The sequence below is a fragment of the Corallococcus sp. AS-1-12 genome, from assembly GCF_020036995.1.
Lineage (GTDB): Bacteria > Myxococcota > Myxococcia > Myxococcales > Myxococcaceae > Corallococcus.
Genome location: NZ_JAIQDD010000001.1, coordinates 217,886 through 238,183, shown reverse-complemented (window position 1 = coordinate 238,183; position 20,298 = coordinate 217,886). Strand labels below are relative to the sequence as shown.

General features: G+C 70.3%; 18 protein-coding genes. 11 read left to right on the top strand and 7 right to left on the bottom strand.

All coding sequences use genetic code 11. The features are described from left to right. Positions 1 to 20 precede the first annotated feature (20 nt). The 8 genes from aroF to K8556_RS00890 all read left to right on the top strand — a co-directional run bounded on the left by aroF (position 21) and on the right by K8556_RS00890 (position 8,136). A complete protein-coding gene (gene aroF, locus K8556_RS00925) occupies positions 21 to 860 on the top strand; it encodes a 3-deoxy-7-phosphoheptulonate synthase (protein WP_223738134.1) in 840 nt (279 codons plus the stop codon). Continuing rightward, the gene (gene ubiE / locus K8556_RS00920; RefSeq protein ID WP_223738133.1) at positions 857 to 1,546 is read left to right on the top strand and encodes a bifunctional demethylmenaquinone methyltransferase/2-methoxy-6-polyprenyl-1,4-benzoquinol methylase UbiE; all 690 of its coding nucleotides are present in this window, start codon (positions 857 to 859) and stop codon (positions 1,544 to 1,546) included. The genes aroF and ubiE overlap by 4 nt, the downstream gene beginning before the upstream one ends. After that, positions 1,527 to 2,126: a shikimate kinase gene (locus tag K8556_RS00915; protein ID WP_223738132.1), complete on the top strand. Its 600-nt coding sequence runs from the start codon at positions 1,527 to 1,529 to the stop codon at positions 2,124 to 2,126. Before ubiE ends, K8556_RS00915 begins: the two co-directional genes overlap by 20 nt. Next, the gene (locus K8556_RS00910) at positions 2,126 to 3,373 is read left to right on the top strand and encodes a shikimate dehydrogenase (RefSeq protein ID WP_255651267.1); all 1,248 of its coding nucleotides are present in this window, start codon (positions 2,126 to 2,128) and stop codon (positions 3,371 to 3,373) included. The genes K8556_RS00915 and K8556_RS00910 overlap by 1 nt, the downstream gene beginning before the upstream one ends. Further along, positions 3,370 to 4,389, top strand: coding sequence for a chorismate synthase (gene aroC, locus K8556_RS00905; RefSeq protein ID WP_223738130.1), 1,020 nt, complete (start codon positions 3,370 to 3,372; stop codon positions 4,387 to 4,389). The genes K8556_RS00910 and aroC overlap by 4 nt, the downstream gene beginning before the upstream one ends. Further along, positions 4,386 to 5,456 (top strand): 3-dehydroquinate synthase family protein, encoded by a 1,071-nt coding sequence (locus K8556_RS00900; protein ID WP_223738129.1) that lies wholly within the window; start codon positions 4,386 to 4,388, stop codon positions 5,454 to 5,456. Before aroC ends, K8556_RS00900 begins: the two co-directional genes overlap by 4 nt. After that, a complete protein-coding gene (locus K8556_RS00895; RefSeq protein WP_223738128.1) occupies positions 5,453 to 6,748 on the top strand; it encodes a 3-phosphoshikimate 1-carboxyvinyltransferase in 1,296 nt (431 codons plus the stop codon). The genes K8556_RS00900 and K8556_RS00895 overlap by 4 nt, the downstream gene beginning before the upstream one ends. An 86-nt stretch (positions 6,749 to 6,834) precedes the next feature. After that, complete coding sequence (locus tag K8556_RS00890) at positions 6,835 to 8,136, top strand: citrate synthase (protein ID WP_223738127.1); 1,302 nt, start codon at positions 6,835 to 6,837, stop codon at positions 8,134 to 8,136. Positions 8,137 to 8,214: 78 nt separating this feature from the next. On the opposite strand, the gene K8556_RS00885 is transcribed toward K8556_RS00890, so the two are convergent. Then, positions 8,215 to 10,035 carry a long-chain fatty acid--CoA ligase gene (locus tag K8556_RS00885; protein ID WP_223738126.1) on the bottom strand — a complete coding sequence of 607 codons (1,821 nt, stop codon included), beginning with the start codon at positions 10,033 to 10,035 and terminating at the stop codon, positions 8,215 to 8,217. 95 nt (positions 10,036 to 10,130) lie between these two features. On the opposite strand from K8556_RS00885, the gene K8556_RS00880 reads away from it, so the two are divergent. The 3 genes from K8556_RS00880 (at position 10,131) to pyk (ending at position 13,013) form a co-directional block, all read left to right on the top strand. Beyond that, on the top strand, positions 10,131 to 10,487 hold the full coding sequence (locus K8556_RS00880) for a hypothetical protein (protein ID WP_223738125.1): 357 nt from the start codon (positions 10,131 to 10,133) through the stop codon (positions 10,485 to 10,487). Between the two features lie 128 nt (positions 10,488 to 10,615). Next, the gene (locus tag K8556_RS00875) at positions 10,616 to 11,410 is read left to right on the top strand and encodes a bifunctional nuclease family protein (RefSeq protein WP_223738124.1); all 795 of its coding nucleotides are present in this window, start codon (positions 10,616 to 10,618) and stop codon (positions 11,408 to 11,410) included. Positions 11,411 to 11,612: 202 nt separating this feature from the next. Next, positions 11,613 to 13,013, top strand: coding sequence for a pyruvate kinase (gene pyk / locus K8556_RS00870; RefSeq protein ID WP_223738123.1), 1,401 nt, complete (start codon positions 11,613 to 11,615; stop codon positions 13,011 to 13,013). A gap of 39 nt (positions 13,014 to 13,052) precedes the next feature. Here pyk and K8556_RS00865 read toward each other — a convergent pair whose 3' ends face one another. The 6 genes from K8556_RS00865 to lepA form a co-directional block, all read right to left on the bottom strand. Next, the gene (locus tag K8556_RS00865; protein ID WP_223738122.1) at positions 13,053 to 13,718 is read right to left on the bottom strand and encodes a hypothetical protein; all 666 of its coding nucleotides are present in this window, start codon (positions 13,716 to 13,718) and stop codon (positions 13,053 to 13,055) included. A 20-nt stretch (positions 13,719 to 13,738) separates the two neighbouring features. Continuing rightward, positions 13,739 to 14,866: a glutamine-hydrolyzing carbamoyl-phosphate synthase small subunit gene (carA, locus tag K8556_RS00860; RefSeq protein ID WP_223738121.1), complete on the bottom strand. Its 1,128-nt coding sequence runs from the start codon at positions 14,864 to 14,866 to the stop codon at positions 13,739 to 13,741. Continuing rightward, positions 14,866 to 16,170, bottom strand: a complete 1,305-nt coding sequence (locus tag K8556_RS00855) for a dihydroorotase (protein ID WP_223738120.1) — start codon at positions 16,168 to 16,170, stop codon at positions 14,866 to 14,868. The genes carA and K8556_RS00855 overlap by 1 nt, the downstream gene beginning before the upstream one ends. Continuing rightward, positions 16,167 to 17,060, bottom strand: coding sequence for an aspartate carbamoyltransferase catalytic subunit (locus K8556_RS00850; RefSeq protein WP_223738119.1), 894 nt, complete (start codon positions 17,058 to 17,060; stop codon positions 16,167 to 16,169). Before K8556_RS00850 ends, K8556_RS00855 begins: the two co-directional genes overlap by 4 nt. Positions 17,061 to 17,136: 76 nt before the next feature. Then, positions 17,137 to 18,384, bottom strand: a complete 1,248-nt coding sequence (gene lepB / locus K8556_RS00845) for a signal peptidase I (RefSeq protein WP_223738118.1) — start codon at positions 18,382 to 18,384, stop codon at positions 17,137 to 17,139. 5 nt (positions 18,385 to 18,389) lie between these two features. Continuing rightward, positions 18,390 to 20,201 carry a translation elongation factor 4 gene (lepA, locus tag K8556_RS00840; protein WP_223738117.1) on the bottom strand — a complete coding sequence of 604 codons (1,812 nt, stop codon included), beginning with the start codon at positions 20,199 to 20,201 and terminating at the stop codon, positions 18,390 to 18,392. Positions 20,202 to 20,298 lie beyond the last annotated feature (97 nt).

The following is a 20,298-nucleotide window of genomic DNA, read 5'->3' as shown; positions in this document are numbered from 1 at the left end:
GTGACCCGGGTGCACACCGGGTGCTTCGCGCAGCGCGTCCAGGCGGCACCCGCGTCCAGGTGGGGGCCGTGGAGGTGGGCGGGCCCGGCTTCGTGGTGATGGCGGGGCCGTGCGCGGTGGAGGGCGCGGAGCAGTTGGAGCTGGCGGCCCGCGCGGTGGCGCAGGCGGGGGCGCACCTCTTGCGCGGAGGCGTGTTCAAGCCGCGCACCAGCCCGTACGCGTTCCAGGGCATGGGGGAGCCGGGGCTGAAGCTGTTGGTGGATGCCGGACGGCGCCACGGCCTGCCCATCATCAGTGAGGTGATGGAGACGGAGCAACTGCCCCTCATGGCGGAGCACTCGGACATCCTCCAGGTGGGCGCGCGGAACATGCAGAACTTCGGGCTGCTGCGCGCGCTGGGGCGGCTGCGCAAGCCGGTGCTGCTCAAGCGCGGGCTGTCCGCCACGGTGCAGGAGTGGCTCAACGCCGCCGAGTACATCCTGGCGGGCGGCAACGAGCAGGTGATGCTCTGCGAGCGCGGCATCCGCACCTTCGAGACCGCGATGCGCAACACGCTGGACCTGGCCGCGGTGGCGTGGGCGAAGGAGCGCACGCACCTGCCGGTCATCGTGGATCCTTCGCATGCGACGGGCATTCCGTCGCTTATCGCTCCCATGTCGCTGGCGGCAGCGGCCTGTGGGGCGGATGGATTGTTGATTGAAGTCCACCCCCGGCCGGAGCAGGCGTTGTGCGACGGTCAGCAGGCGATGCCGCCCGGGGATTTCGCTACGTTGATGCAACGGCTGCCGGGCGTGCTCGCCGCGGTGGACCGTCACCTTTGGACGCCGGCGGGGCCGGCACAGATCGCGGGGGCGCGATGAGCACCGAAGTCCGTCAGATGTTCTCCTCCATCGCCACGCGCTACGACGTGACGAACGAAGTCCTCTCCTTCGGCGTGCACCGTCTGTGGCGGCGTGCGGCGGTGAAGCTCAGCGGCGCGAAGGAAGGCAGCCAGGTCCTGGACTGCGCCACCGGCACGGGCGACCTGGCGCTGACGTTCAAGCGCACGGTGGGGCCCACGGGCCGAGTGGTGGGCACGGACTTCTGCCCGGAGATGCTGGAGAGCGCGCCGGCCAAGGCGGCCAAGGCGGGCCTGGAAGTGGAGTTCCAGGTGCAGGACGCCATGGCGCTCACCTTCCCGGACAACACGTTCGACGTGGCGTCCATCTCCTTCGGCATCCGCAACGTGGATGATCCGGTGAAGTGCCTCCAGGAGATGGCGCGCGTGGTGCGCCCCGGGGGCCGCGTGGTGGTGCTGGAGTTCGGCCAGCCCACGGGCCCGTACGGCGCGCTGTTCCGCTTCTACAGCAAGACGGTGATGCCGGCGATTGGCGGCCTGCTCACGGGCAACCGCGCGGCGTACCAGTACCTGCCCCGCACCGCCGCGGCCTTCCCCGCCGGCGAGCGCTTCCTCTCGCTGATGGACCAGGCCGGCGCCTACTCCGAGCGCGCCGCCCACCCCCTGCTGTTTGGAACCGCCTACGTCTATGTCGGCACCGTCCGTTGAGGCCCGGCGCCTTCTCGTCTCGCAAGTCGTCGCGTCGGTAGACCCCAGACTCCAGCAGGCGCTCCAGGGGGCACTCGCGTCCCCGGGGCCCTGCCCCCGCCCCGTCGGCGCGCAGACGGTCGTCATCGCGGGGCACCGGGCGGCCGGAAAGACGCGCCTGTTGCCGCTCGTCTCCCAACTGCTCGGCAGGGCCGGGCTGGACCTGGACGCGGAGCTGGAGCGCCGGCACGGGCGCCTGCTGCGCTCCTGGGTGGCTGAATCCCCCACCACCTTCCGCGCCGCCGAGCGCGAGACGCTGGGCCTGCTGCCTCCGGGCAGCGTGGTGGCGGTGGGCGGCGGCTTCCTGTCGCACCATCCGGAGGCGCTCGCGGGGCACTTCACGCTCGTCGTCCCCGTCACCTTCGACACGTACCGCGAGCGGCTGATGGCGGACACCACGCGCCCGCGGCTGCGCGCGGACGTGTCGCTGGAGGAGGAGCTCCACTCGCTGTTCCATGAACGCGAGGCGCTGCACGCCCGCGTGCCCACCATCTCCCTGGCGGACTTCCTCCGGGGGTGTCTTGCCCAGGAGCCCGCGTGATGGCCACCCGGCGCATCATCACCCTGCCCCCCACCCTCACCGGCGCGGACGCCGTGGCCTTCGCGCGCGACGGCCTGAAGCGGGGCGCGGATGTCATCGAGGTGCGGACGGATCTGCACGCGCCCGGCGACATCGACCCGGAGGCGCTCGCCCGCGTGATGCCGCTGCTCGTCTCCGAGCGGGGCAAGCCGCTGCCGGCGCCGTGGGTCCAGGCCGCGTGGCGCGTTGACCGCGACGTGGAGCGCGCGCAGGACATGGACGCGCCGCCGGGGAAGCTGCTCGCGTCGCACCACGCGGAGGGGCCGCTGACGACGGAGGAGGCGCTCCGGCGCTGGTCCCGCCCCCTCCCGCCGGACGCGCTGGTGAAGCACGTGGAGCCCATGGACGGACCCGCGCACCTGGAGGTGCTGCTCCGGACGCAGGCCGCGCTGTCCCAGCGCTTCGGCGCCGAGCGCGTCACCGTGCTGGGCATGGGCCCTGTCGCCATTCCCGCGCGCGCGGTGCTGTCGCGCAAGAATGGCCTGGAGTACGTGGCCATGGGCGGCCCGTGGACGGCGGCCCCGGGACAGCGCCTGCTGGACGACGTGGTGCGCGAGCACCGCAAGGCGAAGGACCCGCTCGCGCTCCGCCTGGGCATCCTGGGCACCGCCATCGCGCACTCGCGCTCGCCGCGCATCCACCGCCCGCCGTTCGACCGCATCGACCTGGCCGAGGACGCGCCGGTGGAGGCGGTGGTGGACGCGCTGCTGCCGCACTACGCGGGCTTCGCCGTGACGAGCCCGTTCAAGATGCGGCTCGCGAAGCACACGGGCTCGTCGCTGGACGCCATCAACACGCTGGTGCGCCGGGGCTCGCGGTGGGAGTCCTTCAACACCGACACGGAGGGCGCGCGCGCGGTGCTGACGCGCCTGGGCGCGAAGGACGTGTCGGTGCTGGGCGATGGCGGCTCCACGCAGGCCCTGCGCCTGGTGGCCGCTGAACACGGGCTCGCCCTGCGGGTCGTCAAGCGCGCGGAGATACAAGCACCGCTGTCCGGGGATTGGGTCTGGACGTGGCCAGACCGCGTGGCCACTCCTGAGAACCTGCGATTCCAGGGGGCACGCGTGGCGGTGATCGCATACGGTGCGCCGGGCCGGCGCGTCGCCGCGGAGATCGTTCGCCGCGGGGGCACCCCACTCCTGCTCGGGGCGGCGTGGTTCGTCGCCCAGGCCCGGCGGCAGCGACAACTCTGGGAAACGGCGACATGAATACCTTTGGAACCCTCTTCCGGTTGACCACCTTTGGCGAGAGCCATGGCCCCGCGCTGGGCTCCGTCATCGACGGCTGTCCCGCGGGGGTGCCGCTCACGCGCGACATGCTCCAGGCGGCGCTGGATCGCCGGCGCCCCGGGCAGTCCGCGCTGGTGACGGCGCGCAACGAGCCGGACACCGTGGAGATCCTCTCCGGCGTCTTCCAGGACAAGACGCTGGGCACGCCCATCGCGGCCATCGTGCGCAACACGAACCAGCGCTCGCAGGACTACAACCAGTTGGCCACCGTGGACCGGCCGGGCCACGCGGACGCCGTGTGGCGTGAGCGCTACAAGCACCGCGACCACCGGGGCGGCGGCCGCACCAGCGGGCGCGAGACGCTCTGCCGCGTCATCGGCGGCACCGTCGCGGAGGCGTACCTCGCGCGCGACCTGCCCTCGCTGAGCACCGTCGCCTACGTCTCCCAGGTGGGTGAGCTGGTCGCCTCCGTCCCGCCGCCGGGCCTCACCCGCGCCATGGTGGACGCGCACGCCACCCGCTGCCCGGACGCCGCCGTGCGCGAGGAGATGTCCCGCCAGATCCTCGCCGCGAAGGAGGCCGGGGACAGCCTGGGCGGCGCCATCGACGTGCGCGTGGAGGGCCTGCCCGTGGGCCTGGGCGAGCCCATCTTCGGCAAGCTGAAGGCGCTCATCGCGCAGGCGCTGGGCAGCATCGGCGCGGTCACCGGCGTCGTGTGGGGCCCGCCGGATCTGCTCCAGCGCATCGGCCAGCCCGGCACGAAGTTCCACGCCGTGAAGGACGCGTACGGCGGCATCCAGGGGGGCCTCGCCAACGGTGAGCCCATGCAGGTGCGCGCCTTCTTCAAGCCGCCCGCGACGCTGGCGGATCACGCCAAGGGCGGCCGTCACGACCCGTGCATCATGCCCCGCGCCGTCCCGGTGCTGGAGGCCATGGTGTCGCTCGTCATCGCCGACCTCGTCCAGCAGTTCAACGCCCGCCCCCACTCCGCATGAGCCCGCTTCCTCCCGGTTCCTACCGCCCCCCCAACGACCGCTGGGGTTCCTTCACGAAGCTCGTCGCCAGGCTGCCCGAGGGCAGCGTCGCCGTGGTGGACCGCACCGTCGCCCGCTTCCACCCCACGCTCATCCCCGCCATCGAGGCCCGCAGGCCGCGCGCCATCATCCAGTTGGTCGGCGGTGAGCGCGCCAAGAGCCTCATCTCGCTCCAGAAGGTGCTCGCGGGGGGAATCACCCTGCCGCGCTCCGGCACGCTCGTCGCCGTGGGCGGTGGCACCGTGGGCGACGTGGCCACCGTGGCCGCGCACCTGCTCAAGCGCGGCGTGCGGCTGTTGCAGGTGCCCACCACGCTGCTCGCGGCGGTGGACAGCAGCCTGGGCGGCAAGGGCGCGGTGGACCTGACGGTGCGGGGCCGCGTGGTGAAGAACCCCGCCGGCGTCTTCCACTACGCGGACGAGACGTGGCTGTGCCCGGAGCTGTACGCCACGCTGTCCGACGCGCAGGTGCGCGAGGGCTCCATCGAGGCGTGGAAGATGGTCGCGTCGCTGGATGGGTCCCTCTTCAAGCGCTACGTGCGCACGCCGCCGACGCTGGAGAAGCTGGTGAAGGACGCGCGCGGCCTGAAGGAGGACGTCTGCTCGAAGGACCCCTACGAGCACCAGGGGCTGCGCCGCGTGCTCAACTTCGGCCACACCTTCGGCCACGTGCTGGAGAGCCTGTCGCGCTTCAAGCTGTCGCACGGCGACGCGGTGGGCCTGGGCATCCTCTGGGCCCTGGACGTGGGCCGGCACCTGGGCATCACCCCGGAGCCCGTGGCGCATGAAGTGGAGCGCGCGCTGGCGCGGGGCCCGGGCGTGCTCGGGCGTGACCGCGCCGCGGAGCTGGCCCACCGCGCGCCGCTGAAGGACGTGGTCGCGCTGCTGGACGCCGACAAGAAGGCCGGCGCCAACGGCGAGCTGCGCATGGTGCTGCTCACCGCCGTGGGCACCGCCGAGGTCGTGGATGTGATGCCCAAGACGTGGCGGGCCCTGTGGCCCGCCTGGACCCGTGGAGCCCGCCCGTGAGCCACGCCTCGCCGAACCGCCTCACCGTCGACCCGAGCGCCTTGAGCGCCTCACCGCTCACCCCGCCCGTGTCGAAGTCGGACGCCCAGCGCGCCCTGGTGTTGGGACACCTCACGGGCGCCTGGCCGCTGCCGTCGGTGCAGGCGGAGTCGGACGAGGACCTCCCCGCGGACGTGCGCGTGCTGCGCCGGGGCGTGGAGGCCCTGCGCCTTCCCGCGGGCCCCGTGCGCGACGTGGACTGCGCGGACGGCGGCGCCCCCTTCCGCATCCTCGTCACGCAGGCCGCGGTGACGCCCGGCGCGCGCGTGCGCTTCACCGGCACGCCCCGCCTGGGGGAACGCCCGCACGGCCCGCTCTTCACGTCGCTCAAGGAGGCCCTGGGCCCCGCGGGCCTGACGCTCACCGAGGGCACCCCGTGGCCGGTGGAGCTGCACGCGCCCCTGGACACCTCCAGGGTCGCGCCGGTGTTCCGCGTGCCGGGCGCGCAGAGCAGCCAGTACGCCTCCAGCCTGCTGCTGGGCTGCGCGGAGCGCTTCCTGCGGGAGAAGCGCGCGTGGAGCGTGGAGATTGAAGGCACGCTCACCAGCGCCGGCTACATGGACCTCACGGTGGCGTGGCTGCGCCGCTTCGGCTTCACCGTGGAACAGTCCGGAGGTCACTATTCCGTCACGGGTTATCAGGCGCCTGAATCCGTGCCATCACTGCCAGGCGACTGGTCCTCGCTGGGCTATCTGGTGCTCATCGCCTGGCGCACGGGCGGCACGGTGGAGCGCGCGGAGCCCCAGAGCGCCCACCCGGACCAGGCGATCCTCCGGCTGGCCGCCGAAGTGGGCCTGAGGATGCTCCCGTCCGGCGCGCCCAACACGTGGCGCTTCGAGGGTGAAGCCACGGGCGAGCTGCGCGCGACGGGCAAGGAGTGCCCGGACCTGCTGCCCACGCTGGCGGCGCTCGCGTGCGTGCTGCCCCGCCCCACCACGCTCAGCGACGTGGGCATCCTGCGGGTCAAGGAGAGCGACCGGCTGGAGGGCATCCGCACGCTGGTGTCGGCCTACGGCGGCACCACGGAGCTGTCGGCCGGAGCCGACAGTGAGTCGCTCCGCATCCTCCCGCCGAAGGTGAAGCCCGCGCGCTTCGCCATGGACAGCCGGGGCGACCACCGCCTGGCGATGTCAGCGGCCACCCTGTGTGTGCTGTCCGGGGTGCCGCTGGAGCTGACGGGGCCGGAGTGCGTGGAGAAGAGCTTCCCGGGCTTCTGGCGGCAGCTCGCGCGGGCCGGCGTCCGCTATTCCTGAGCGGGCGCGCGGACCAGAAACTTCGCCTCCCGGACTTATCGTTCTTTTTTGTTGAAAGCGTCCGCCGCCCTGTGAAATCTCCGCCCATGCCCAAGGACACGCTGACCGTCACCGACAATCGGACCGGGAAGACGTACGAGATCCCGATCGAGAACGGCTGTATCCGCACCCCCGACCTGCGCCAGATCAAGACCGGCAGCGATGACTTCGGTCTGATGGGTTACGACCCCGCGTTCCTGAACACGGCGAACTGTAAGAGCGCCATCACGTTCATCGACGGTGACAAGGGCATCCTCGAGTACCGCGGCTACCCCATCGAGCAGCTCGCGGAGAAGTCCTCCTTCCTGGAGGTGGCCTACCTGCTGCTGAAGGGCGAGCTGCCCACGCAGAAGGAGCTGGACAACTTCACGTTCAACGTGACCCACCACACGCTGGTTCACGAGAACATCAAGTCCTTCATCGACGGGTTCCGCTACGACGCGCACCCCATGGCGATGCTGGGCTCCACGGTGGCGGCGCTGTCCGCGTTCTACCCGGACGCGAAGAACATCAAGGACGCGCGCAGCCGTGAGATCCAGATCACGCGCCTCATCGCGAAGATGCCCACCCTCGCCGCGTTCTCGTACCGGCACGCGATGGGCCTGCCGTTCGTCTACCCGGACAACGACCTGTCCTACGTCGCCAACTTCCTGGCGATGATCAAGCGCATCGGCACGAGCGCCTTCAAGGTGCACCCCACGCTGGAGAAGGCGCTGGACGTGCTCTTCATCCTGCACGCGGACCACGAGCAGAACTGCTCCACCACGTCCGTGCGCACGGTGGGCTCCTCGCAGGTGGACCCCTACTCCGCGGTCGCCGCGGGCGTGGGCGCGCTCTACGGCCCGCTGCACGGCGGCGCCAACGAGGCGGTGCTCCGCATGCTCCGCGAGATTGGCAGCAAGGCCAACATCCCGGAGTTCATCAAGCAGGTGAAGGGCGGCGAGGGCGAGAAGAAGCTCATGGGCTTCGGCCACCGCGTCTACAAGTCCTACGACCCGCGCGCGAAGGTCATCAAGCGCGTGGCGGACGAGGTCTTCGACGTGACGGGCAAGAACCCGCTGCTGGAGATCGCGCTCGAACTGGAGCGCATCGCGCTCGAGGACGAGTACTTCGTGAAGCGCAAGCTTTACCCGAACGTCGACTTCTACTCGGGCCTCATCTACGAGGCGATGGGCTTCCAGGCGGAGATGTTCCCCGTCCTGTTCGCCATCCCCCGCACGGTGGGCTGGTGCGCGCAGTGGGAGGAGATGGTGACGGACAACGAGCAGAAGATCGCCCGTCCCCGTCAGGTCTACACGGGCTCCGCCCGCCGCGACTACGTCGCCCGCGAGAAGCGGACCGGCAAGTAGTCACCGGCCGCCAGGGCCGCTGAAGCACGAAGGGGCGCGGGACTCGAAGCGTGAGTCCCCCGCCCCTTTCGCTTTGCCCTAACCGTGGGCGGCGACGGGGCCGCCGGGCTCGCTGTAGAGCGCGTCGATGACGTCCGCGTACTTCTGCTCCACCACCTTGCGGCGCATCTTCATGCTGGGCGTGAGCTCCCCGCCGTCGATGGAGAACTCCCCCGGCAGCACGCGGAAGCGCTTGATGGTCTCGAAGCGGGACAGCTTCGGGTTCACGTCCCGCTCGAAGGCCTCCTGCAGGTGCTGCTGGAGCCGCGCGTCGTTCACCAGCGCGGCCACGTCCTCCGGCCAGCCCTTCTCCCGCGCCAGCTTCCGCGCCCGGTCCGGCTCCAGCGTCACCAGCGCCACCAGGTAGTTGCGCCGGTCGCCCACCACCAGCGCGTGCCCCACGGGGGACACGGCCTTGAGCAGCTCCTCGATGTTCGCGGGCGACGTCTTCTTGCCGCCGGAGGTGACGATGATCTCCTTCTTGCGCCCGGTGATGCGCAGGAAGCCCTCGGAGTCCAGTTGCCCCACGTCGCCCGTGTGCAGCCACCCGTCCGCCAGCAGCTCCTGCGTGGCCTCCGGGTTGCGGTGGTAGCCCAGGCACACGTTGCCGCCCTGGACGAGGATCTCCCCGTCCTCCGCGATGCGCACCTCCACGCCCAGCATGGGGCGGCCCACCGTGCCCAGCCGGGCGCACTCGGCGGTGCTCACCGTGGCGGGGCCGGACACCTCCGTCATGCCCCACACCTCCAGCAGGACGACGTCGATGGAGGCGAAGAAGTCCAGCACGTCCCGGCCGATGGGCGCCGCGGAGGTGGCGTACAGCTTCGCCTTCTCCAGGCCGATGCGCGTCTTCAACGGATGGAACACCAGCCGCCGGGCCAGCGCGAACTTGGCCTCCATGAGCGACGGGACGCGCTCCTGGCTCAACACGCGCGTGTTGCGCTCCAGCGCCGTGGCGCGGGCCCACTCCACCAGCCGGCGCTTCAGGGGCGGCTGCGCGGCGAGGCCCTCCTCCGCCTTCGTCTTGAACTTCTCCCAGACGCGCGGCACCGCGAAGAAGAGGGTGGGACGCACGTCCTTGAGGTTCTGGCCCAGCGCGTCCAGCGAGTCCGCGAAGTACACCTGCATGCCCAACAGCAGCGGGCTGTGCAGGGAGACGATCTGCTCCGCGATGTGCGACAGCGGCAGGTACGACACCAGCCGCTCGTCCTCCATGTCCTGGAAGCCCAGGGTGTCGCCCAACTGCTTCGCCGTCCAGGCGAGGTTGCGGTGGCTGAGCGCCACGCCCTTGGGCTGGCCGGTGGTGCCGGACGTGTAGATGAGCGTGGCGAGCGCGTCCGGGTGGAGCGAGTGGACGCCGTCCCAGTAGGGGGCCTCGTCCGCCTTCGCGCCGGAGGCCAGCACGTCCGCGTAGCGCAGCACGCCCTCGGGCAGCGGCGCGGGCGCGTCCACCACGATGAGGTGCTGGAGCGCGGGCAGCCGCCTCTGGACCTCCAGGCCGGTGGCCAGGTGCTTCGCGTTCTCCACCAGGAGGAAGCGCGCCTGGCAGTGGCCCAGGATGTAGACGAGCTGGTCCACGCTGCTGGTGGTGTAGAGCCCCACCGGCACGCCGCCCAGGGCCATGGCCCCCAGGTCCGCGACGTGCCACGCCTCGCGGTTGAAGCTCAGGATGCCCAGCGGGTCGCCGTCCCGGAACCCCAGCGCGTGCAGCCCCAGGGCGAAGCGCTTGACGCGCTGGGCGTAGTCGAACCACGAGGTGGGGACATAGGCGCCTCCATGCCGGGACCAGAGCGCCGGGCGGTGTTCCAGCCGCGCGGCCTGGTCATGGAGCGCATGCAGCATCGTCTTGGGCAGGTCCATCTGGTGAAACGTAGTGGAAGCGCCCCGCCCGTTCCACGTCCCCCCGTCTCAGGCGTTGACAGCATGTTCACCGGCTTTGTATGCCGCGCCCGACCATGAGCATCGACTTCACCTGCCAGAAGTGCGAGGCCAGCTTCGAGTTGGAAGCCCAGGACCTCATCGAGGGGACGGAGAAGATTGTCTGTCCCCACTGCGACGCGAAGGCGCCCGCCAACCTCACCGAGGACTTCGTCGCCGCGCTCACGGAGATGCGCGCGCAGATCGCCACCCTGAGCAAGAAGTTCGCGGTGACGATGACGCTCGAAGCCGAGGAGCTGGAGGACGAGCTCGACGACGAGGATGAAGACGAGGAGGAGGCCGACGAGGACGAGGACCTCGACGAGGACGAGGACGACGAGGAGTCCGAGGACGACGAGGACTACGACGACGAGGAGTCCGAGGACGACCGCTAGTCGCCTCGCGCCCCTCTTCCCGGCTGCCCGCCCGCCCTCCAACCGGGTGGGCCAGGGCCCGGGGGCCGCTCGCGACGGCGGAGGGGCGGTGCCCTCCCGGTGAAGGGAGAGGTGCGTAGCTTAGGGATGTGAAAACGTCCAACCGCGCCAACTTCTTCGTCGCTCCGTTCACGGCCGTGGTGCTGGCGCTGGGAGGAGCGTTGTTCCTTCCCGCGTTCGGGATCCCCGGCGCCATCGCCGCCTCCGACACGGCGGAAGGGAAGAAAGAGAAGCCCTGCATCACCGAGAAGGGCAGCGACCCCAGGGCCTGTTCGGAGCTCGTGGAGCTGGAGGTGAAGGACGTGGTGCCCTTGATGGAGGCGCAGACGCACGCCGTCGTGCTGACCACCAAGGACGGGGAGACGGTGCTCCCCCTCTTCGTGGACGAGGGCGCGGCGGTCTCCATCGCCTTCCGCCTCGCGGAGCGTCCGCCGCCCCAGCCGCTGTCGCAGGACCTGCTGGACGACGTGGTGTCCAAGCTGGGCGGCCGGGTGACGGAGGTCCGCATCGACGACCTGCGTGACAACGTCTACTCCGGCCGCGTCTTCCTCCAGCAGGGCAAGAAGGAAATGGCCCTGGACGCGCGGCCTTCTGACTCCATCGCCATGGCCATGCACAGCCAGGCCCGCATCCGCGTGACGCGCAAGGTGCTGGCCATGGCGGGCATCACCCGCTCGGAGATTGAGGCCCTCCAGAAGCAGCAGGACCTGGGCGTGGGCGGCAGCGGCGGACTGGGTGAGGAGGACATGGGGCCCCTGCCCCCGCCGCCTCCCATGGGCCCCAGCGCCGGCCACCCGAAGCCTCCCTCGGAGGACATCGGCATGGACCACGCCACGAAGCCGCTGATGGAGCCCATGGGCAAGGGCCAGGAGATTGAGCTCTAGGCCGCCCTGGAACCTGGAACGATGAAAGCCCGGCCCCCCCTCCCAGGGTAGCCGGGCTTTCTTCGTCTCATGCGTCTGAGAGCCACGAATGGCGTGCGCCGGCTTGCGGTAACTTTCCGCCCAGCGCGTGAGGCGAAGAGTTAGTCCTTCGGGCGCAAGCCTGTCAAGGCGCCCACCTCCTGGCGCTAGGATGGGCCGCCTTATGCGCAAGGCGAAGATCATCTGCACGCTGGGTCCGGCGTCGGACTCGAAGGAAGTCATCGAGGCGCTGGTGAAGGCGGGCATGAACGTGGCCCGGCTCAACTTCTCGCACGGGACGCACGACGAGCACCGGCAGCGCGTCCAGCGCATCCGCGCGGTGTCGAAGAAGCTGGGCGTGCCGGTGGCCATCCTCCAGGACGTCCAGGGCCCCAAGGTGCGCCTGGGGCGCTTCGAGGGCGGCCAGTTGATGGTGACGGCCGGCGACACGGTGACGGTGACGACGCGCGCGGTGGTGGGCCAGGGGCGCGTCATCCCCACCCCGGTGCGCACGCTGCCCCGGGACGTGGAGAAGGGCCACGAGGTGCTGCTGGACGACGGCCGGGTGCGCCTGCGCGTGCTGAAGGTGAGCGGCCAGGACGTGTCCTGCCGCGTGGAGGTGGGCGGGCTGCTCAAGGATCACAAGGGGCTCAACCTGCCCGGCACGGCCATGTCGGTGCCCACGCTGACGGAGAAGGACAAGGTGGACCTGGCGTTCGGCCAGGAGGTGGGCGTGGACTACGTGGCGCTTTCCTTCGTGCGCTCCGCCCGGGACGTGCGCCAGGCGCGGGCGCTGGTGGCGAAGCGCAAGACGCCGCTCATCTCCAAGATTGAAAAGCCCCAGGCGGTGGACGACCTGGACGCCATCGCCAGGGAGTCGGACGGGGTGATGGTGGCCCGCGGCGACCTGGGCGTGGAGATGCCGCTGGAGCAGCTTCCCGCCATCCAGAAGCGCGCCGTGCTCGAGGTCAACCGCCTGGGCGGCATCGTCATCGTCGCCACGGAGATGCTGGAGAGCATGGTGCTCAACGCCCGGCCCACGCGCGCGGAGGTGTCGGACGTGGCCAACGCCATCCTGGACGGCGCGGACGCGGTGATGCTCTCCGGAGAGACGGCCGCGGGGCGCTACCCCGTGGACGCGGTGGCAACCATGGCGCGCATCGTGGAGGAGACGGAGCGCACGGGCCTCATCACCCTGCCCCACTCCCCCTTCGAGCGCTCCGAGGACCTGGGCACCGGCGTCGCCGCGGCGGCGGTGGCCGCGTCCCGGCAGCTCAACATCGGGACCATCATCGCGTACACGGAGAGCGGCCACTCCGCGCGGCTCATCTCCGAGTTCCGCCCGGGCGCGCGCATCCTCGGCCTGACGCCCAACGCGGACACGGTGAACCGGATGGCGCTGTACTGGGGCGTGACGGGCCACCTGGTGAAGCGCGTCAGCACCACGGAGGCCATGCTCAAGCAGGTGCGCCGGCTCTGTCAGGAGCTGCGCTTCTGCGAACCCGGCGCGCCCTTCATCCTGGTGGCCGGCGTGCCGCTCAACGTGCCGGGCAACACCAACATGATGAGCATCCACCGCATCTGAGGCCGCATGCGGTGGGGGCCTTCGGGCAGGGGGCCCTCGCTAGAGGACCTTCTGCTCGAAGTCGTAGAGCTTCTCCACGGAGAGCTGGCGGTAGCGCTCCACGTTGAGGGCCCGGCGGGCGCACTCCCACACCAGGTCCTTGGCGGGGCGCTCCGGCTCCTTCTTCTTGCGGCGCTTCACCTCGGCCTTGATGGCCTTCAGCGCCATGGCCGGGTGGTAGCAGAAGGCGGAGGAGAACAGCAGGTGGCCCCCGAAGGGGACGAGGCGCGCCTCCAGCACGTCCCCCGTCTCCAGGCCCGCGATGTGGCGGCGCTCCGTCACGTCGAAGTCCTTGCCGGAGAAGAGCTCGCGCAGGCGCACCATGCCCTTGCCCAGCTTGCGCACCTCGAAGAGGCCGTGGACCGTCTCCGTGAAGCTGCGGAAGGCGTTGGCCTCCTCCGGCGCCGCGGACTGCAGACGCTGCTCGTACAGCTCCGCGGCCGGCGTCTTGCCCGTGAGCGGCGAGACGCGGTCGTAGAGGTAGTAGTCCAGGAACGACGCCATCCGCAGCTCGAAGAGTTTGTCGTCCTCGAAGACTTCACCGGTGAGGCGGAAGTACTCCGCCTTGGCCTCCAGGAGGTCCGGCTTGCGGGCCTCCTGACTGCCAAAGGCGATGAGCTGGTCCAGGTACGGCTGGTACGACAACGGGGTCAGCGCGGTGTCCATGGCCGTTGCGAGCTTTCTTCCTACGAACCCGCCATCAGCGTCGCGAAGCGGCTGAACAGGTAGCGCGCGTCGTGAGGGCCGGGCGAAGCCTCGGGGTGGTACTGCACGCTGAAGGCCCGCGCGTCCGGAACGGCCAGGCCCTCCACCGTGCCGTCATTCAGGTTGATGTGCGTGACGACGGCCTTGCCCTTGAGGCTGGCGTCGTCCACCGCGAAGCCGTGGTTCTGCGCGGTGATCTCCACCTTGCCCGTGGTGAGGTCCTTCACCGGCTGGTTGCCGCCGCGGTGGCCGAACTTCATCTTGTACGTCCGGCCGCCCAGGGCCAGCGCCATGATCTGGTGCCCCAGGCAGATGCCGAACACCGGCACCTTGCCCAACAGCGCCGCCACCGTGCGGTCCGCGCCCTTCACCGCGGCCGGGTCGCCCGGGCCGTTGGCCAGGAAGACGCCGTGCGGCTTCTTCGCCAGCACCTGCTCCGCCGTGAAGTGGGACGGCACCACCGTCACGCGGCAGCCCACGTCCACCAGGTACTGGAGCATGGAGCGCTTGAGGCCGTAGTCGTACGCGACGACGTCGTACTTCAGCTCCGGCTCCGGGCGCTTGTCCCCCGTGCCCAGGAACACGTCCGGGGACGGCGTGGTGAAGACGTAGGGCTCCTGGGTGGACACGCCCGTGGCCAGGTCCAGGCCCTCCATGCCGGTGGCGGCGCGCGCGCGCTCGGACAGGGCCGCGGCGGACACGTTCTCCGTGGAGATGATGCCCGTCTGCGCGCCGTGCGTGCGCAGGTGGCGCACCAGCCGGCGGGTGTCCACGCCTTCGATGCCCACGCGGCCGTGGCGCGCGAGGTACGCGTCCAGCGTCTCCTGCGAGCGCCAGTTGGAGGGCGTCTTCGTCAGCGAGCGCACCACCATGCCCACCGCGTGCGGCTGTCCGGCCTCCTCGTCCGCCGCGTTCGCCCCGATGTTGCCCATCTCCGGGTACGCCATGGTGACGATCTGCCCCACGTACGAGGGATCCGTGAGGATCTCCTGGTAGCCGTACATGGACGTGTTGAAAACCACCTCACCCACCGTCTCGCCGGAAGCGCCAAAGGCGCGACCCTCGAAGGTGGTGCCATCCGCCAGCGCGAGCACCGCCCGCTTCGTCATCACCGCGACTCCTTGAGCTGACCGTCCTCGAACACACACCGGCCACCCACCCACGTCTGCGTCACGCGGCCCTTCAGCGTGCGCCCGTGAAAGGGCGTGTTGCGACTGCGGGAATAGAACCGGTGGGCATCCACCGTCCACTCCTCCGAAGGGGCCACCAGCGTGATGTCCGCCGGGGCACCAGGCGCCAGGTGACCGCCCGGCAGGCCGAATACCCTCGCCGGCCCGTCCGACAGCAGCTCCACCGCCCGGCGAGGGGTGAGCACGCCCTCGTGCACCAGCGCCAGCGTGAGCCCCAGGGACGTCTCCAGCCCGACGATGCCGTTGATGCCCTTCTCGAACTCCACCAGCTTGTCGGACACGCCGTGCGGCGCGTGGTCCGTGGCGATGGCGTCCACCGTGCCGTCCACCAGCGCCTCGCGCAGCGCCCTCACGTCCACGTCGCTGCGCAGCGGCGGCGCCATCTTCGCGTGGGTGTCGTAGTCCCCCACCGCCCGGTCATCCAACGTGAAGTGGTGCGGCGCCACCTCGCAGGTGACGCGCAGGCCGCGCTTCTTGGCCTCGCGGATGAGCCGCACGCTGCCCTCGCAGGACACGTGCGCCACGTGCAGCCGGCCCTTCGTCTCCTCCAGGAGCACCAGGTCGCGCGCCACCATGGCCACCTCCGCGGAGGACGGGATGCCGCGCAGGCCCAGCCGAGTGGACGTGGCGCCCTCGTGCATGGCGCCGCCGGCGGACAGCGTCAGGTCCTCCTCGTGCACCATCACCGGCACGTCGAACTGGGTGGCGTACTGGAGCACCCGGCGCATCAGCCCCGCGTTCATCACCGGGCGGCCGTCGTCGGTGAGGGCCACGCAGCCGGCGCCGATCAGCTCGCCTGCCTCCGACAGCTCCTCGCCCTTGAGCCCCTTGGTGATGGCGCCGGCCGGGTACACGTGGCACAGGTCCGCGTCCCGGGCGCGCGACAGCACCAGCTCCGTGACGAGCGCGCTGTCGTTCACCACCTTGGTGTTGGGCATGGCCACGACGCCGGTGAAGCCGCCCGCCACCGCCGCGCGGCAGCCGGTGAGGACCGTCTCCTTGCCCTCTTCTCCCGGCTCGCGCAGGTGCACGTGCAGGTCGATGAAGCCCGGCACCAGCCACTGGTCCTTGGCGTCCACCACCCGCGCGTCCTTCGGCGCGGGCAGCGGGGCTTCCGACACCTGGGCCACCCGGCCGTCCGTCACCAGCACGTCCCGGACGCCGTCCACGCCATTGCGCGGGTCGATGACGCGCGCCCGCTGGAAGAGCACCGTGGTGGTCATGATGCGCACGCCTCCAGGATGGCCCGGCGCACCGCGACGCCGTTGGCCACCTGCTCCAGGATGACGCTGCGAGGCCCGTCCGCCACCACCGGCGACAGCTCCACGCCGCGGTTGATGGGGCCCGGGTGCAGCACGAGGGCGTCCGGCTTCATCCGCTCCGCGCGGGCGGGCGTGACACCGAACAGCCGCGAGTACTCCCGCTGGGACGGCAGGAAGGCTTCCGCCATGCGCTCCGTCTGCAGCCTCAGGCACATCACCGCGTCCGCCTGGGGCAGCACGGTGTCCAGCCGGTGCGTCACCTCTCCGCCCATCTCCTCCAGCCCTGGCGGCAGGAGGGTGGGCGGTCCGCAGAGCACGACCCGGGCCCCCAGCGCCTTCAGGCACAGGAGATTGGAGCGCGCCACGCGGCTGTGCAGCACGTCGCCGACGATCAGCACCGTGCGCCCGTCCAGGCGGCCCCAGCGCTGGCGCAGGGTGAAGGCGTCCAGCAGGGCCTGGGACGGGTGCTCATGCGCGCCGTCGCCCGCGTTGACCACCGCGCACTTCACGTGCCGGGCCACGAGCCCCGGCGCGCCGGAGGAGCGGTGGCGGATGACGATGACCGCCGGCCCCAGGGCTTCGATGTTGCGCGCGGTGTCCAGGAGGGTCTCCCCCTTGGACACGGAGGAGCCCGCGTGGCTCCAGTTGAGGACGTCCGCGCCCAGCTTCCGCGCGGCCACCTCGAAGGAGGAGCGCGTCCGGGTGGAGTCCTCGAAGAAGAGGTTCGCCACGACGCGGCCCCGCAACACGTGCGAGGCATCCGGTCCGCCGGGCAGGTGTGCCTGGGCGCGGTCGAGCAGTGCTTCCAGCTCGTCCCGCCGCCAGCCTGCGATTCCGAGAAGATGTCTCATGGGCCGGGAGCGCCGCGTACCGCGCGCCGCACGTTGCGTCAAGCACGGCGCGTGGTGGCCGCCCGCCCAGCGTCCGTCAGCGCACCGGTTCGAAGAAGCGGTCCACCCGCAGGCCCGTGCCGCCGAACAGGTTGCCCAGCAGGCCGCCCCAACCGAGCGACAGCCAGACCACCATGGCCTTGCCCTTGATGTGGCCGTACGGCACGTAGGCGACCTCGGCGCCGCCCGGGCCGCCCAGGTTGTAGCGGCTGTCCGCGCTGTTGTCCCGGTTGTCGCCCATCACGAAGACGCTGTCCGCGGGCACCGTGTAGGGGCCCTCGTGCTCGCGGCCCGGCAGGCGCATGGGGTGCTGGAGCGACGAGTGCACCACGCCGCTCAGGTCCTCGCGGTAGAGCACCTCTTCCTGGTCGAACCAGCGGCCCGTGGTGTCGTCCTGGTTGTGCACCACGAAGTCCGGCGACACCAGCGTGCGCGGCTGCGGCTCGCCGTTGATGCGCACCACCCCGTCGACGATCTCCACCGTGTCGCCGGGGATGCCGATGACGCGCTTGATGAAGTCCTTGGACTCGTCCACCGGGTTGTTGAAGACGATGACGTCCCCGCGCTTCGGCTCCCGCACGATGCGGAACGGCACCACGTTCATGAACGGGATGCGCACCCCGTAGATGAACTTGTTCACGAAGACCTGGTCGCCAATCTGCAGCGTGGGCAGCATGGAGCCGGAGGGGATGCGGTACGGCTCCACCAGCACCGTGCGGATGACCAGGGCGATGAGCAGCGCCTTGCCGAAGCCGCCCAGGAAGTCCCACACGGACTGCTTGCGGTACGCGCCCAGGTGCTCCTGGGTGAGCTTCTCCAGCGCCTGCGTCTCCGTGCGCAGCGCCTCCGCGTTGCCCGCCACCGAAGCCGCCTCCACGCGCAGGGCCTGCTCGGTGATGCGCTCCGCCACGGCCGGCTGCACCTTCGTCCCCAGGCGCGCGAGGATGCGCTCGTCCTCGGAGAGCAGCTCGCGCGCCTCGTGGCGCAGCGTGCGCAACCGCGACTCCTTCCGGGAGGCGTTGCGCCACACCAGCAGCCCCAGGAAGGCCAGCACCATCAGCAGGCCGAAGCCCTTCATCAGGGGCTGGGCCCAGGACGCGGTGCCGGGCGCCATCTCAATCAGCGTGACGTAGGGGATGAACGCCAGGCCCACGCCACACAGCGGGGCCCAGAGGCTGGTGAGCAGCTCGCGCCACATCAACTGGCGGCGGGCCTTGAGCTGCTCCGGGGTACGGCGCGCGGCCATGGCCGCTCCCAGCTTCATGGAAGGACTGGCCGTGCTCATGGGGCTTACTGCTCCGTCTTGAGGACCGCGAGGAACGCTTCCTGCGGAATCTCCACCGTGCCCACCTGCTTCATGCGCTTCTTGCCCTCCTTCTGCTTCTCCAGGAGCTTGCGCTTGCGGCTGATGTCGCCGCCGTAGCACTTGGCAAGGACGTTCTTGCGCATGGCGGAGATCGTCTCACGGGAGATGATCTTAGCGCCGATGGCGGCCTGGATGGCCACCTCGTACATCTGCTTGGGAATCACTTCCTTGAGCTTCTCGCAGACCTCGCGGCCGCGCAGGTACGCGCGCTCGCGGTGCACGATGACGGAGAGCGCGTCCACCGGCTCCCCGTTGATGAGGATGTCCAGCTTGGCCAGGTCCGACTCCTGGTAGGAGGACAGCTCGTAGTCCAGGCTCGCGTAGCCGCGCGACACGCTCTTCAGCCGGTCGAAGAAGTCGAACACCACTTCGGCCATGGGCATCTCGTACGTCACCTGCACGCGGGTGCCGCTGGAGCCCAGGTACTTCATGTCCTTCTGCACGCCGCGCCGGTCCTGGCACAGCTTCAGGATGGCGCCCAGGTGCTCGTTGGGCACGTGGATGTGGCAGGTGAGGATGGGCTCCTCGAACTTCTCGATGTTCTGCGTGGGCGGCAGCTTCGCCGGGTTGTCCACCAGCAACGTCTCACCCTTGCTGGTGGTGATGCGGTAGACCACCGACGGCGCCGTGGTGATGAGGTTGAGGTTGTACTCGCGCTCCAGGCGCTCCTGGACGATCTCCATGTGGAGCAGGCCCAGGTAGCCGCAGCGGAAGCCGAACCCCAGCGCCGTGGACGACTCCGGCTCGTAGGTGAAGGCGGAGTCGTTGAGCGTGAGCTTCGCCAGCGCGTCGCGCAGGTTCTCGTAGTCCGCGGAGTCCACCGGGAAGATGCCGGAGAACACCATCGGCTTGACTTCCTTGAAGCCCGGGAAGGCGGTCTCCGTGGGCCGCGCCTCCTCCGTCACGGTGTCGCCGACCTTCGCGTCCTGCAGCTCCTTCACGTTGGCGACGAGCACGCCCACCTCGCCCGCCATGAGCTGCTGCACGGGGCGCGAGAACGGGCTGAACACGCCCAGCTCCTGCACCTCGAAGACCTTGTTGTTGCTGAACATCTTGATCTTCTGCTTCAGCTTCAGCGTGCCTTCCAGCACGCGCACCAGCGTCACCACGCCCCGGTAGTTGTCGTACCAGGAGTCGAAGATGAGCGCCTTGAGCGGCGCGGCCGGCGAGCCCTGCGGCGGCGGCACGCGCTTCACCACCGACTCCAGGATGTCGTGGATGCCCAGTCCCTCCTTCGCGGAGGCGGGCACCGCCACGGACGCGTCGATGCCGATGACGTCTTCAATCTCCCCGCGCGTGCGGTCCACGTCCGCGCTGGGCAGGTCGATCTTGTTGATGACCGGGATGATCTCCAGGTTGTGGTCCAACGCCATGTAGACGTTGGCGAGCGTCTGCGCCTCCACGCCCTGCGTCGCGTCCACGACGAGCAGCGCGCCCTCGCACGCGGCGAGGCTGCGGCTCACCTCGTAGGCGAAGTCCACGTGTCCCGGCGTGTCGATGAGGTTGAGGACGTAGTTCTGGCCGTCCTTCGCGGTGTACGTCATCCGCACGGACTGGGCCTTGATGGTGATGCCCCGCTCTCGCTCGATGTCCATGTTGTCGAGGAACTGGGCCTGCGCCTCACGCTTGGTCAGCGTGCCTGTCTTCTCCAGGAGGCGGTCGGCCAGCGTCGACTTTCCATGGTCGATGTGGGCGATGATGCAGAAGTTGCGGATGTGCGCGTTTTCAGCCGGCATGGTCAGGGCGCTCGTCGGTCGCGAAGCGGGCGTAGGTAACACCGAACCGCCTGAAAATCCACGACCGGCGCACTCCTGCCCGCCGGGCACTCCACCC

What these genes read in the sequence shown, in the direction of transcription:
- ubiE (WP_223738133.1), top strand. Translation starts at nt 857, where the DNA reads ATGAGCACCGAAGTCCGTCAGATGTTCTCCTCCATCGCCACGCGCTAC.
- K8556_RS00915 (WP_223738132.1), top strand. Translation starts at nt 1,527, where the DNA reads ATGTCGGCACCGTCCGTTGAGGCCCGGCGCCTTCTCGTCTCGCAAGTC.
- K8556_RS00910 (WP_255651267.1), top strand. Translation starts at nt 2,126, where the DNA reads ATGGCCACCCGGCGCATCATCACCCTGCCCCCCACCCTCACCGGCGCG.
- aroC (WP_223738130.1), top strand. Translation starts at nt 3,370, where the DNA reads ATGAATACCTTTGGAACCCTCTTCCGGTTGACCACCTTTGGCGAGAGC.
- K8556_RS00900 (WP_223738129.1), top strand. Translation starts at nt 4,386, where the DNA reads ATGAGCCCGCTTCCTCCCGGTTCCTACCGCCCCCCCAACGACCGCTGG.
- K8556_RS00890 (WP_223738127.1), top strand. Translation starts at nt 6,835, where the DNA reads ATGCCCAAGGACACGCTGACCGTCACCGACAATCGGACCGGGAAGACG.
- K8556_RS00885 (WP_223738126.1), bottom strand. Translation starts at nt 10,035, where the DNA reads ATGGACCTGCCCAAGACGATGCTGCATGCGCTCCATGACCAGGCCGCG.
- K8556_RS00880 (WP_223738125.1), top strand. Translation starts at nt 10,131, where the DNA reads ATGAGCATCGACTTCACCTGCCAGAAGTGCGAGGCCAGCTTCGAGTTG.
- pyk (WP_223738123.1), top strand. Translation starts at nt 11,613, where the DNA reads ATGCGCAAGGCGAAGATCATCTGCACGCTGGGTCCGGCGTCGGACTCG.
- K8556_RS00865 (WP_223738122.1), bottom strand. Translation starts at nt 13,718, where the DNA reads ATGGACACCGCGCTGACCCCGTTGTCGTACCAGCCGTACCTGGACCAG.
- carA (WP_223738121.1), bottom strand. Translation starts at nt 14,866, where the DNA reads ATGACGAAGCGGGCGGTGCTCGCGCTGGCGGATGGCACCACCTTCGAG.
- K8556_RS00855 (WP_223738120.1), bottom strand. Translation starts at nt 16,170, where the DNA reads ATGACCACCACGGTGCTCTTCCAGCGGGCGCGCGTCATCGACCCGCGC.
- K8556_RS00850 (WP_223738119.1), bottom strand. Translation starts at nt 17,060, where the DNA reads ATGAGACATCTTCTCGGAATCGCAGGCTGGCGGCGGGACGAGCTGGAA.
- lepB (WP_223738118.1), bottom strand. Translation starts at nt 18,384, where the DNA reads ATGAGCACGGCCAGTCCTTCCATGAAGCTGGGAGCGGCCATGGCCGCG.
- lepA (WP_223738117.1), bottom strand. Translation starts at nt 20,201, where the DNA reads ATGCCGGCTGAAAACGCGCACATCCGCAACTTCTGCATCATCGCCCAC.